This window comes from Mesorhizobium sp. WSM4842 (assembly GCF_055901575.1).
On sequence record NZ_CM148372.1, the window covers coordinates 6016455 to 6029076 of the forward strand.

Here is a 12622-nt window from a genome sequence, read left to right on the forward strand (position 1 = left end):
CGCAACGGCTGAATCTGTGTTTGTCCTATCAAGCTGATGGACAAGACGGCATGTGATGGTGGTGCAGTCGCTGAGACGGCGCTCCACGGCGCTGCTATCGGATCGCGTCGTCGGGCGCTACTTGACGTGAGAACCGTAGATGCGGTCGAACTCACCGGTCGCCTTGGCAAGATGCAGCCACTGGTCGACATAGGCCTTGAAGACGACGGCACCCTCAGGAATCATATAACCCATTTCGCCATATTGGAGCGGCTTCTCGGGATTGATCGCGCAAAGGCCAGGGTGGAGTTTCTGCTGCAACTCGGTTTCGACCGATTCGGCGATCATAATATCGGCTTTGCCGTCAAGAATTTGCTGGAAGATCGTGACATTGTCCGGGTAGATCTCGATTTTGGCGTCACTGAGTTTTTCACGCACGAATTTCTCGTTGGTCCCGCCGGGATTAACAATCACAGTCACATCCGGCTTGTCGATGTCGGCAATCGACTGGAATTTCGCCTCGTCCTCGCAGCGCGCAATCGGCGCCTTGCCGTTGACGAGATAGGGTTCGCTGAAGAACACCTGCTTCTGGCGTTCCAGGGTCACCGAAATGCCGCCCATCGCGATGTCACACTTGCCGGTTGTAAAATCGGCCAGCAATTTTTTCCAGGTAGTCGCCACGAATTCCGACCCCTAGTGAACTTGCCAGAGATTTTGCGAGATCGATATCGATGCCCTGGTAATTGTTCGCGGTCTTGTCATGAAAGGTGAAGGGCTTGTAGTCGCCGGTCGTACAAACGCGCAGCTTGCCGTCCTCGATAATCGCATCAAGCTGGTTTTCTGCGCCGGTGTTCTGCGCAATCGCCGGAGGGGCCAACAACGCCATGACGAGGGCGGCGGCGACAAACGGCGAGGCAAGAGCTTTCATGGAATTCGTCTCCGTTGGATAAGGGAATCAAGCATTCGAGAAACGGTGGGCAAAGGTTAATAACTCTTCCTGGGGAATCGCTCACCGTGATCCCTCCGACGGGGCGGCTTTTCGTTGTGACGGCTTGTGGGTCAGCAGCAGAATGTGTATATTTAGTCCAATCTGTACACATCGAGCATCACCATGCGAACCAACATCGAACTCGACGATGAATTGATCGCGGAGGCCATGGCCGCCTCCGGCCTCAAGACCAAGAAGGCGACGATTGAGGCGGCGCTGCGCACTCTGGTGCGCCGGCACAGGCAGGATATGGCTATCGCCGCCCTTGCTGGCGCCGGCTGGGAGGGCGATCTTGACGCCATGCGGGAAGGCCGTTCGCCCGATCGGCATCGATGATCGTCGTCGACAGTTCCGTGTGGATCGCCCATCTCCGCAATACGGACAGCGTCTCGGTCGCCAAGCTCAGGCATCTCGATGACACTCAGGAGATTCTGATCGGAGACTTGATCCTGCTGGAAGTGCTACAAGGCGCGCTCAACGAACCGCATGCCCAACTGATTGAGCGGAACCTCCGACAATTCGCCATTGTGCCGATGCTGGATCCGGCGACGGCAGTCGAAGCTGCCCGAAACTATCGCATGCTCCGGCAGCAGGGCATCACCATCCGCAAGACAATCGATATGATTATCGGCACATTCTGCATCCTGGGCGGACACGCGCTGTTGCATGATGACCGAGACTTCGACCCGATGGTTCGCTACCTCGGTCTGCGACTCGCATGATCGTGAGATTCCAACCGGCGACGCTGGTCTTCCCTCCACAGGCGTGTGCGCGGCATCAAGGTGTAACCCGGCGAAAAGACAGGCCAAGATGCCTGACAGCCCGTTCATCGATCTTTACAGCGATACGAAACCAAACCGATCGAGGCGATGCGACGAGCAGAAGGACGAAGACTCGACGGCGACATTGGCGGGGCGCGTCGCGGCACTTCTCGTCGAGAAAGCGCGACCCTGCTTCCTTCGGGAACGATGTGCAACGAGACCGCTATAGCGGTTATCGTCAGGCCCCTGCCCGCTCCATGCCGAGACGGGCGATGCGGCGAAGCTCGTCGATCGGGGTCAGGCCGCCGCTGCGCTCATAGTGCCAGAAGGTCCAGCCGTTGCAGGCATCCAGCCCCTGCACTTCCGCGCCGATCTTGTGGATCGATCCGGCGCTGTCGCCGACGGCCACGGTGCCGTCGGCGCGCACCCTGGCCGCCCAGCGCTTCTTGGCGTCGTAGAGCGTGGCGCCCGGCAGCATCAGCCCGGTGTCGATGAGGCTGACGAAAGCAACGCGCGGCTCGGCGCGCTTGCCGGTAAGCACGGTAAGAGCAGCGCCGTCCAGCGGCCGAACTGCATCGATGCGCTCGTTGGCGGCGTCGATATAGGCCTGCTCGCGCTCGATGCCGACGAAATGGCGGCCGAGGCGCTTGGCCACGGCGCCGGTGGTGCCGGAACCGAAGAAGGGATCGAGCACGATATCTCCGGGCTTCGTCGAGGCCAACATGATGCGGGCGAGCAGCGCTTCGGGCTTCTGCGTCGGATGCAGCTTGTCGCCATTTTCGTTCTTCAGGCGCTCGCCGCCGGTGCAGATCGGAAACAGCCAGTCGGAACGCATCTGGATGTCGTCATTCGACGCCTTCAGCGCTTCATAGTTGAAGGTGTAGCCCTTGCCCTTTTGGTCGCGCGAGGCCCAGATCATCGTCTCATGGGCGTTCTGAAAGCGGCGGCCGCGGAAATTCGGCATCGGATTGGTCTTGCGCCAGACGACATCGTTGAGGATCCAGAACCCCAGATCCTGCATCTTGGCGCCGACCCTGAAAATGTTGTGGTAGGAGCCGATGACCCAGATGGTGCCGTTGGGCTTCAGCACGCGGCGCGCCGCCAGCAGCCAGGCCCGGGTGAAGGCGTCGTAGACCTCAAAACTCGCGAACTGGTCCCAGTCGTCGTCGACGGCATCGACCTTGGACTGGTCGGGCCGGTGCAGATCGCCGTCGAGTTGCAGATTGTAGGGCGGATCGGCAAAGATCACGTCGATGGATTTTTCCGGCAGCCGGTCGAGCGCGGCGACACAATCGCCCTTCAGGATCGTATCCAGCCATTCAGATTGCTGGGGAGCGTGGGAAAGCTCGTCGAGAAGACGCACGGCAGACATTGTTACACCCAAAGCACGCGTTACTGTTTACTCCCTGTTATGGTTACCGATCAGCGTAAATATTCGGTGAAGGCCTGGTTCGGACCCCAGGTAATTTGCGAAGATCGGCCTGTTGGTGTATGCCGCGCCGCCTGAACCGTCCCAGCCTCCTCCCTCCCGCTTTCCGGATCGCCATGCCTCAGCCAGACCTTGTCATCTTCGATTGCGACGGCGTGCTCGTCGATTCCGAAATCATCGCCGCGCGCATCGAAGCCGAGCTTTTGACGTCGGCCGGTTACGAGATATCGGCCGAGGAGGTTTCCGAAACCTATGCCGGGCTGACCTTCAAGGACATCATGATGCGGGTCGAGGAAAAATCCCGCGTCCCGTTCCAGGCCTCGCTGATCGATCGTGCCGAAGACCTGGTCGACCGCCGGCTGCGCAGCGACGTGCGCGCCGTCGACGGGGTGCACGAAGCGGTCGCCGCGGTGACTGCGCCGCGCTGCATCTGCTCGAATTCGCGCACCGAGCGGATCGAGTTCATGCTGGAGAAGGTGCATCTGCTGCCGTTTTTCAGCGGCCGGATTTTTTCCTCTCTGGAAACACCGAGCGGAAAATCCAAGCCGGCCCCAGACGTGTTTCTCTTTGCCGCGGCAAAGCTCCAGGCCGATCCGGCGAACACCTTCGTCATCGAGGATTCCGTGCATGGCGTGACCGGCGCCAGGACAGCCGGCATGCGTGTGATCGGCTTCACCGGAGCGGCGCACAGCTATCCCGGGCATGCCGACGCGCTGACCGAGGCCGGCGCCGAAACGGTCATCCGCCGCTGGGCGGAACTGAAAAGCGTGATCGCCGCCCTGTCGGAGTGGTCGGCGGATGCGTGAGACAGGCGTCCAAATGGACGCGCAGCTCCAAAGCCGCGGCTATTCGGCCGCGGCAATCTTCTTGTCGGTCTTCTTCGGCGGGCCTTCGTCATAGCCGGCGAACGCCTGATAATCCTTCGCGGTCGGCTCGGGAACGACAACGTTCGAATCGGTGAAGACGAACTGGGTGGCACTGGAGGGATTGGTAACCTGGACCTGATGTTGGTGAAGCTGCGAGTAAAGGACCTCGGTGCCGTGCATCACAGCGATACGGATCGGCATGGTGATGGTGCCCGGGCTGAACATCGGTCCCGGAACGACCTTGCCGGCGACGGCGATCTTCATCGTCAGCGAGCCGTTGGCACGGTTGCAGTCGCGGGTCACGTCGGTGATCGAAGCTTGGTAGATGATCTTCGCGGAATCGTCCTGCTGATCGCTGCTCACTTCAAGCGCAGCAGCTTCGGCGTCCTGAGCGGCGGCTTTTTTCTTAGGCTTTTGGTTGCCTTTGGCATAGGTATTGAAGAAGGCGGTGCCGTCGCGCAGCGTCACTTTCGGACAATAGGCCAGCAACTGGCTGGCGAGAATCTTGGGGTCCGGCGGTGGTGGCGGTGTCGTGTCCTTCTTTCCGAAGCCCAGCATGCTACTGCCGCCTGATTGGCAGCCGGCGGCGGTAAGCATAAAGCCGGTGAGCGCCAGACCCGCGACGAAACGACCGTTGGATGAATGAAACGCCATGAACTGCACTTCCCTCTCGCAAAGCGGGTGACGTATATCAACCGCGCGGCAAAAATGCGACTGAGCAAGTACGGAAATTAACCACTTTGCCGCGGACGGACCGCCCGGCAGCAATGGAACATGACGATGCAATATGTGAGTACCCGCGGGGAAGCGCCCGTGCTTGGATTTTCCGACGCGGTGCTGGCGGGCTTGGCGCGCGATGGCGGTCTTTATGTGCCTGATATCTGGCCGCAGTTTTCAGCGGCAGAGATCCGCGCCATGCGCGGCCTTGCCTATCCCGACCTCGCCATCCGCGTGCTGTCGCCGTTTCTCGGCGGCGAGATCGCGATGCCGGTGTTCGAACGCCTGTTGCGCGAAGCTTATGCGACGTTCCGTCACGAGGCGGTCTGCCCGCTGGTGCAGACCGGCTCGAACATGTTCGTTCTGGAACTCTTCCATGGCCCCACACTTGCCTTCAAGGACGTGGCCATGCAGCTTCTCGCCCGGCTGATGGACCATGTGCTTGCCGAACGCGGCCAGCGCGCCACCATTGTCGGCGCCACGTCCGGCGATACCGGCGGGGCCGCCATCGATGCCTTCGCCGGGCGCAATCGCACCGACATCTTCGTCCTTTTCCCGCACGGCCGGGTCTCGCCGGTGCAGCAGCGGCAAATGACGACGTCCATCGCCGCAAATGTCCATGCACTGGCGGTCGAAGGCAATTTCGATGACTGCCAGGGCCTGGTGAAGGACATGTTCAACGATCACGGTTTTCGCGACCGGGTGTCGCTGTCAGGGGTCAATTCGATCAACTGGGCCCGCATCATGGCCCAGATCGTCTATTACTTCTCGTCGGCGCTGTCGCTCGGCGCGCCCGACCGGCCGGTCTCCTTCACGGTGCCGACCGGCAATTTCGGCGACATCTTCGCCGGCTACGCCGCCAAGAAGATGGGGCTGCCGATCGAGCGGCTGGTCATCGCGACCAACGACAACGACATTCTGGCGCGCACGCTGTCGAGCGGCGAATACCGCACGAAAGGCGTCTTTTCGACCACGTCGCCGTCGATGGACATCCAGGTCTCTTCGAATTTCGAGCGCTTGCTGTTCGAGGCGGCCGGCCGCGACGCCTCGACCGTGCGGCGCTACATGAACGGTCTCAAGCAGTCCGGAGCCTTCATCATCGAAGCCGGCGAGATTGCCAGGGTCCGCTCCGAATTCGATGCCGGTCGTTCGACCATGGACGAAGTCGCCGCTACGATCCGCTCGACGCTCGCAGCCAGCGAGTATCTGCTCGACCCGCACACGGCCGCGGCCATGCATGTTGCGGTTGCGAAGGCCACCAGTGCCGTCCCGATGGTCGTGCTGGGCACCGCCCATCCGGCAAAGTTCCCGGCCGCCGTCGAAGCCGCCAGCGGCGTGTCGCCTGCCCTGCCCGCATGGCTAGGCGGGTTGATGACATCAGAGGAAAAATACACGGTACTTCCATCCGACCTGAAAATGGTGGAAGATTATGTTAGCCGCCACACGCGGGCGGCAAGTTAGGGAGTATTTGCTTTATGGGTGTTGAGGTAAGCCGTCTGTCGAACGGCCTGACAGTCGCCACCGAAACCCTTCCAAGCCTCGAATCCGTCGCTCTTGGTGCCTGGGTCAAATCAGGGGCCCGCAACGAGCGTAGCGAAGAGCACGGAATGGCCCACTTGCTTGAACATATGGCGTTCAAGGGAACCAGAAGGCGAAGCGCCTTCGAGATCGCCTCGGAAATCGAGGATGTCGGCGGCGAGATCAATGCCGCCACCAGTGTCGAGACCACCTCCTATTATGCCAGGGTGCTGAGCGACGATGTGCCCCTGGCCGTCGATATCCTCTCCGACATCCTGCAGGAATCCGAGTTCGACCCGCAGGAGCTGGAGCGCGAGCAGCATGTGATCCTGCAGGAGATCGGCGCCGCTCACGATACGCCCGACGATATCGTCTTCGACCGCTTCACCGAGACGGCTTTCCGCCACCAGACGATCGGCCGCTCCATCCTCGGCACGCCGGAAACCGTCAAATCCTTCACCTCGAAGCAATTGCACAAATTCATCGAACGGCAATATGGCGCCGAGCGCATGGTGGTCGTCGCCGCCGGCGACATCAAGCACGACAATTTCGTGCGCGAGGTCGAGAAGCATCTCGGCGGTTTCCGCAGCAAGTCCGACAACACGATGCCGCAGTTTGCGCAATATGTCGGCGGCGATTTCCGCGAGGACCGCGACCTGATGGACGCGCAGATCGTGCTGGGGTTCGAGGGCCGCGCCTATCATGTACGCGACTTCTACGCCTCGCAGGTCCTGTCGATGATCCTTGGCGGCGGCATGTCGTCGCGTCTTTTCCAGGAGGTCCGCGAAAAGCGCGGGCTTTGCTATTCGGTCTATGCCTTCCACTGGGGCTTTTCCGACACCGGCATATTCGGCGTCCATGCCGCGACCGGGCAGAGCGACATCGCCGAACTGGTGCCGGTGGTTATCGACGAGTTGCAGAAGGCCGGCGAGAGCATCCTGCAGGAGGAACTCGACCGGGCACGCGCCCAGTACCGCGCAGGCCTGATCATGTCCGCCGAGAGCCCGGCCAGCCGTGCCTCGCAGATCGCCCGGCAAATGCTTCTGTTCGGCCGGCCGATCGCAAAGGAAGAGCTGATGGAACGGCTGTCGGCGCTGACGGTCGAGCGGCTGACGGACCTGTCGTCACGGCTGTTTTCGACCAAGCCGACGCTGACTGCCGTCGGACCGGTGGGTACGCTCGCTCCCTATGAGGCGGTCCTCGAATCGCTATCGGGCACGCAGACCACGGCCCGAAAGCTCGCCGGCTAAGTCCATCAAAGCGTCATGTTCGCGCTCCCTTTCTTTCGCCGTGACCTGCCGGCACTGAAGGGTGACCGGGTCACGCTGCGCGTGCCGCTGACCAATGACTATCGTGAATGGTCGGTGCTGCGCGGGGAAAGCCGCGCCTTCCTGGAGCCGTGGGAGCCGCGGTGGAACCCCGACGAGCTCGACCGCACGGCCTGGCGGCATCGCCTCAGCCGCTATCGCGAAGACTATGCGCAGGGAACGGCCATAGCCTTCTTCATCTTCGAGAAAGGCAACGGCAAGCTTGTCGGTGGAATCACCCTCGGCAACATCCGCCACGGCGTCGCACAAAGCGGTCATATCGGCTACTGGATCGGCGAGCGCTACGGCGGCCGTGGCCTGATGACCGACGCGGTCAAGGTGGTGACGCGCTTCGCCTTCGATACGCTGAGGTTGCACCGGATCGAAGCGGCCTGTATTCCCGACAACGCCCGGTCGATCCGCGTGCTTGAAAAAGCCGGATTCCGGCGCGAAGGACTTCTGCGATCCTATCTCAGGATCAATGGCATCTGGCAGGACCACTACCTCTACGCCCGGATCGAAGACGATCCGCCGGGCGCGGGAACGAAGGACTGATTTTTGACGAATTTCCTGCGAATCGGGTCGTTGTTCGCCTTTGTGCTGACGGCAATCGTCGTGCTCTGCGCGGCGTCCTCGGCCTTCGCCGTCGAGCCGATCAAGATCGCCCGCGACGACGTGGCGCTCGATCTTTCGGGCGCCGTCGAAATCTACCGCAACCAGGGCGAGAACTTTCAGGTGTCGACCGCTCCGGGCCCGGACGGCATCGTGCGGCGCATCGAGGTCGAGGCCAATGATGCGCGCTCGACCGGTGACTGGGCAGTGTTCGCGCTTGCCAACACCACCGATCAGCAGCTCGACAGGCTGATCGTCGCACCTCATTTCCGGCTGGTGAATTCCGGCATCTTCTGGCCGGATCTCGGCTCGACCCGCATTGCCGCGATCACACCCAGCGAGGGCTTCGCGCTCGACCGCCAGACCAGCCCCGACGCCGATGTGTTTCGGGTGACGCTGAACCCCGGAACGGTGATCACCTTCATTGCCGAACTTGCCTCGCCCAAACTGCCGCAGGTCTATCTATGGGATCCGGAATCCTACAAGGACTCGGTCAACTCCTACACGCTGTTTCGCGGTATCGTCATCGGCATCGCCGGCCTTCTGGCGCTGTTCCTGACCATCCTTTTCGTCGTCAAGGGGACCTCGATGTTCCCGGCAACCGCAGCACTCGCCTGGGCGGTGCTCGCCTATATCTGCATTGATTTCGGCTTTCTCAACAAGGTTTTGGAAATATCGCCCGGCAACGAGCAGATGTGGCGAGCCGGAACGGAGGTGGCGCTTGCGGCGACCTTCGTGGTGTTCCTGTTCGCCTATCTCAACCTCAACCGATGGCACGGCCATTTCAGCTACGGCGCGCTGGTCTGGATTCTGGGGCTGGTACTGATCGCAGGCGTTGCAATCGTCGATCCGGCGGTCGCCGCCGGCATCGCCAGGCTGTCCTTCGCCGCCACCGCGCTGACCGGCCTCGGCCTGATCATCTTCCTCGGCATACGCGGCTACGACCGTGCCATCATGCTGGTGCCCAGTTGGGTCATGGTCCTGTTGTGGCTATGCGGGTCGTGGATGGCGATCACCGGCATGCTCGACAACGACATCGCCCAGCCGGCATTGGGCGGCGGGCTGATCCTCATCATCCTACTGATCGGCTTCACCGTCATGCAGCACGCCTTTGCCGGCGGCGCGCTGCATCAGGGCCTGTTCTCCGATCTCGAACGACAGGCGCTGGCCGTCGCCGGATCGGGCGACACGGTTTGGGACTGGGACGTGATGCGCGACCGCGTCGTCACCAAGCCGGATGTCAGCATCCAGCTTGGCCTTGCGCCCGACAGCCTGGGCGGCGCCGCCCGCAACTGGCTGCCGGTGCTGCATGCCGATGATCGCGACACGTTCCGCACAACGCTCGACGTGGTGCTCGAACACCGGCGCGGCCGGGTGTCGCAGAATTTCCGCCTGCGCGGTGCCGATGGGCACTATCACTGGTTTTCGCTGCGCGCCCGGCCGGTGATCGGATCGGACGGCGAGGTCATCCGGTGCGTCGGCACCATGGTCGACGTGACGGAGCAGAAAAAGTCCGAGGAGAGGCTGCTGCACGATGCCGTGCACGACAATCTGACCGGCCTGCCGAACCGGGAATTGCTGATGAACCGGCTGGAGGCGATCATCTCGATCGCGCGCACCGAAGAGAAGGTGCGTCCGACCGTCTTCGTCATCGACATCGACCGGTTCAAGCAGGTTAATGACGGGCTCGGCATCTCGGCCGGCGATACCATCCTGCTGACCATTGCGCGCCGGCTGCACCGGCTGCTCAAGCCGAAGGATTCGCTGTCACGCTTTGCCGGCGACCAGTTCGCACTGATGCTGCTTTCCGAACAGGACCCGGCCCGCATCGCAGCAGTTGCCGACGCCATCAAGCATGCGATCAACAATCCGATCACCTTTGCCAAGCGCGAGATCGTGCTGACCGCCTCGATCGGGCTGGTCACCTGGACCTCGGCGCAGAGTTCGGCCGAGGACATGGTCAAGGATGCCGAGCTTGCCATGCACCAGGCCAAGCGTTTCGGCGGCGACAGGATCGAGCCGTTCCGCCCCGCCTTCCGCACCGTCGGCACCGACCGGCTGCAGTTCGAGTCCGACCTGCGCCGCGCCATCGATCGGCGCGAATTCACACTCGCTTACCAGCCCATCGTGCGGCTCGAAGACGGCAGCGTTGCCGGCTTCGAGGCGCTTTTGCGCTGGGACCATCCGCGCCGCGGCATGATCCCGCCGGGCGATTTCATCCCGGTCGCCGAGAGCTGCGGCCTGATCGTGCAGCTTGGCTTGTTCGCCATGCAACAGGCCGCCGAAGATCTGGCCGGATGGCAAAAGCAGATCGGCGACGCGCCGCTGTCGGTTTCGGTCAACCTGTCCAGCCGCCAGCTCATCCGCCGCGATCTGGTCAGCGACGTCCGCTCGGTAATCGCGCGGGCCAATCTGAAGCCGCGCTGCTTCCGGCTCGAACTCACCGAATCGCTGGTGATGGACAATCCCGAGCAGACGGCCCATGTGCTGAACAAGCTGAAGAAGCTTGGTATCGGCCTGTCGCTGGACGATTTCGGCACTGGCTACTCATCGCTGGCCTATCTGACGCGCTTCCCCTTCGACACGATCAAGATCGACAAGAGCTTCGTCGACGACGCGACACCGAAACGCGCGGTGCTGCTCAAATCCATGGTCAACATGGCGCATGAACTCGGCCTTTCGGTCGTGGCGGAGGGCATTTCGGATGAAAGCGACGCGCTCGAACTGCGCCAGATGGGCTGCGAGTATGTGCAGAGCTTCATGTTCGGCGCGCCGATGCCCGGCGATCAGGTGCTGAAGACGCTGAAGGAACAGTATCCGCTGACTCGGGCTTGATTTCGTGCAAGTCGTTGTCCCAAAATTGCTGCGCACTTTGGGTGACATGCCAGGGGTCCGCCTCCGGGCGCTCGGAGGTTGCGAGTAACCCCTTTTGGTCACGCGGTATCGAAAACTAATTTGCTACCCGCGGCGCGGCTCCATCAATGTTGGAAAGCCTGAATTAACGTCGGCGATAGAGATAGTTCTCGGAAAGGCCGAGGCGACGGCACGATTGAACGGCCGGGGATGAAGGGAGGACGATGCTCTCGCAGATTGCAGCCGTCGTCTTCACAAAAGCACGCTCCCACGGCTTCAACGTCCAGCGGTCGCCGAGTGCCAAGCGTGTGCGCACCCAGCGGGGTAGGATCTCGACTGCCGCCTTCAGAAATGGCCGCTGAAGCGGTCGAGCCACTCCCGGCAAGGCGGGAACGTCTTCCATGATCTGCAGGAATTCCAAGACGATCGGCGACGGGACGAGTCTTTGCCGCATCACGTCGAACAGCGCGTAAAGCTCGGCCTGCGACGTGGGCGCCCCGGCCGCACCATAGAGAAGCGCGACGGGGCGAGCCTCAGCAGACATTGCGTCCCGTTCGAAAAAATACAGACGATGCACATAGACGTGATACGCCTCCATGAAACCAAACCCGGCCGTCGCTTGCACCCAGTCCAGCAACTCCGGGTCGGTGGCGTGGTATGGCTCACCTTCGCTGGTTCGACCCGAAACGCGCCCATGCATCCTGACCACACCTTCAATCATGGCCTTAGCCTTGGTTCGAGGGCCATAGACCGTAACCAAGGCAGCGAGGCCGGTACGCTGTAATCGTCGGAGCGCCTGCGAGCGGAATGTGCTGTGCTGCCAAATGGCGTCGCGAACTCGCGGCTCTGCCAATTCGAGCAGCACCGCCGTAACCCCGCCGATGAACAGCGCAACAGGGTTCTTGAAAATACGCCAGGATACCGAGTTGGGCGCTAACAGCGCCGGCTCGCCTTCCGGGGTCGAGAAGTCCATCTGCGATCCGAGCCGCTGGCGCATGTACGACTGCGCAAGAGTATCCACGCGGCGCTCAAGCGGGCGAGGCAGAGCAATGATGCCCGAGTTGCCAAACATGGTGCGCCTCCGACTCCTGCGAACAGCAAGCGTTAGACCCCTAGCGGATACAGCAAGAACGTCCTGGTCTTTCCGTCGTTCCAAATGATCAGCCTGGCGCGCTGCGCATGACCCGCAAGAACACCGGGCCCGGATGATCACGAGCCCGGTCGTGCTGGCCTTATGGGGTAAGATCGAGCGCTGGTACGATCCTGTGATAGGGCAGCCCCGCATCGTCGTTTAGACGCTTCACGTCGGTATCGGAGGCAGCGTCAAACAGGCACATGCAGCGGCCGTCCTCCGGTGCGAAGGTCGAGCGCAGATAGCTGATGTCGGTGCCGTTGGAGGTCATCTCGGCGGCTTTGCTGATCGCCGCCTTCTGCGCACCTCCCAGAGCTTCCATGCTGATGCCCTTGAGGTCGCGTTCCACCATGTAGACAGTCATTTCCAGATCTCCTCCTGTGAACAGTGACCACAGGAGTTGAATGCAGTGGCGGCCGAAAGAGAACGACATTTTTTCTATCGATCGATAGCCGACAGT

Annotated in this window: 11 protein-coding genes and 1 pseudogene; 7 read left to right on the forward strand and 5 right to left on the reverse strand. The window is 61.7% G+C overall.

The annotated features are described in order from the left end of the window. Nucleotides 1–117 precede the first annotated feature (117 nt). Nucleotides 118–907 (reverse strand): annotated as a pseudogene (locus AC0NIE_RS29195) (transporter substrate-binding domain-containing protein). A gap of 183 nt (nt 908–1090) precedes the next feature. Here AC0NIE_RS29195 and AC0NIE_RS29200 point away from each other — a divergent pair. Both AC0NIE_RS29200 and vapC read left to right on the forward strand, forming a co-directional pair. Beyond that, complete coding sequence (locus tag AC0NIE_RS29200) at nt 1091–1303, forward strand: type II toxin-antitoxin system VapB family antitoxin (protein WP_135936002.1); 213 nt, start codon at nt 1091–1093, stop codon at nt 1301–1303. Continuing rightward, nucleotides 1300–1689 (forward strand): type II toxin-antitoxin system VapC family toxin, encoded by a 390-nt coding sequence (vapC, locus tag AC0NIE_RS29205; protein ID WP_473487606.1) that lies wholly within the window; start codon nt 1300–1302, stop codon nt 1687–1689. The genes AC0NIE_RS29200 and vapC overlap by 4 nt, the downstream gene beginning before the upstream one ends. Before the next feature lie 277 nt (nt 1690–1966). Here vapC and AC0NIE_RS29210 read toward each other — a convergent pair whose 3' ends face one another. Beyond that, entirely contained in the window at nt 1967–3100 is a 1134-nt protein-coding gene (locus AC0NIE_RS29210) for a DNA methyltransferase (protein ID WP_473487607.1), read from the reverse strand. 173 nt (nt 3101–3273) lie between these two features. Between AC0NIE_RS29210 and AC0NIE_RS29215 the strand changes: the two genes are divergently transcribed. Then, on the forward strand, nt 3274–3963 hold the full coding sequence (locus AC0NIE_RS29215; protein WP_473487608.1) for an HAD family hydrolase: 690 nt from the start codon (nt 3274–3276) through the stop codon (nt 3961–3963). Nucleotides 3964–4002: 39 nt separating this feature from the next. On the opposite strand, the gene AC0NIE_RS29220 is transcribed toward AC0NIE_RS29215, so the two are convergent. Continuing rightward, a complete protein-coding gene (locus tag AC0NIE_RS29220; protein WP_473487686.1) occupies nt 4003–4677 on the reverse strand; it encodes a hypothetical protein in 675 nt (224 codons plus the stop codon). A gap of 126 nt (nt 4678–4803) precedes the next feature. Here AC0NIE_RS29220 and thrC point away from each other — a divergent pair, with 126 nt between their 5' ends. The 4 genes from thrC to AC0NIE_RS29240 are packed head-to-tail and all read left to right on the forward strand — an operon-like array spanning nt 4804 to nt 11012. Next, nucleotides 4804–6201 carry a threonine synthase gene (gene thrC, locus AC0NIE_RS29225; protein ID WP_473487609.1) on the forward strand — a complete coding sequence of 466 codons (1398 nt, stop codon included), beginning with the start codon at nt 4804–4806 and terminating at the stop codon, nt 6199–6201. Between the two features lie 14 nt (nt 6202–6215). Continuing rightward, the gene (locus AC0NIE_RS29230) at nt 6216–7508 is read left to right on the forward strand and encodes a M16 family metallopeptidase (protein ID WP_095492384.1); all 1293 of its coding nucleotides are present in this window, start codon (nt 6216–6218) and stop codon (nt 7506–7508) included. Between the two features lie 15 nt (nt 7509–7523). Next, the gene (locus AC0NIE_RS29235; RefSeq protein WP_473487610.1) at nt 7524–8120 is read left to right on the forward strand and encodes a GNAT family N-acetyltransferase; all 597 of its coding nucleotides are present in this window, start codon (nt 7524–7526) and stop codon (nt 8118–8120) included. A gap of 3 nt (nt 8121–8123) precedes the next feature. Further along, on the forward strand, nt 8124–11012 hold the full coding sequence (locus AC0NIE_RS29240; protein ID WP_473487611.1) for an EAL domain-containing protein: 2889 nt from the start codon (nt 8124–8126) through the stop codon (nt 11010–11012). A 163-nt stretch (nt 11013–11175) separates the two neighbouring features. Here AC0NIE_RS29240 and AC0NIE_RS29245 read toward each other — a convergent pair whose 3' ends face one another. Then, the gene (locus AC0NIE_RS29245) at nt 11176–12102 is read right to left on the reverse strand and encodes an oxygenase MpaB family protein (RefSeq protein ID WP_473487612.1); all 927 of its coding nucleotides are present in this window, start codon (nt 12100–12102) and stop codon (nt 11176–11178) included. Nucleotides 12103–12262: 160 nt separating this feature from the next. Continuing rightward, nucleotides 12263–12526: a DUF4242 domain-containing protein gene (locus AC0NIE_RS29250; RefSeq protein WP_292180858.1), complete on the reverse strand. Its 264-nt coding sequence runs from the start codon at nt 12524–12526 to the stop codon at nt 12263–12265. Nucleotides 12527–12622: the final 96 nt, after the last annotated feature.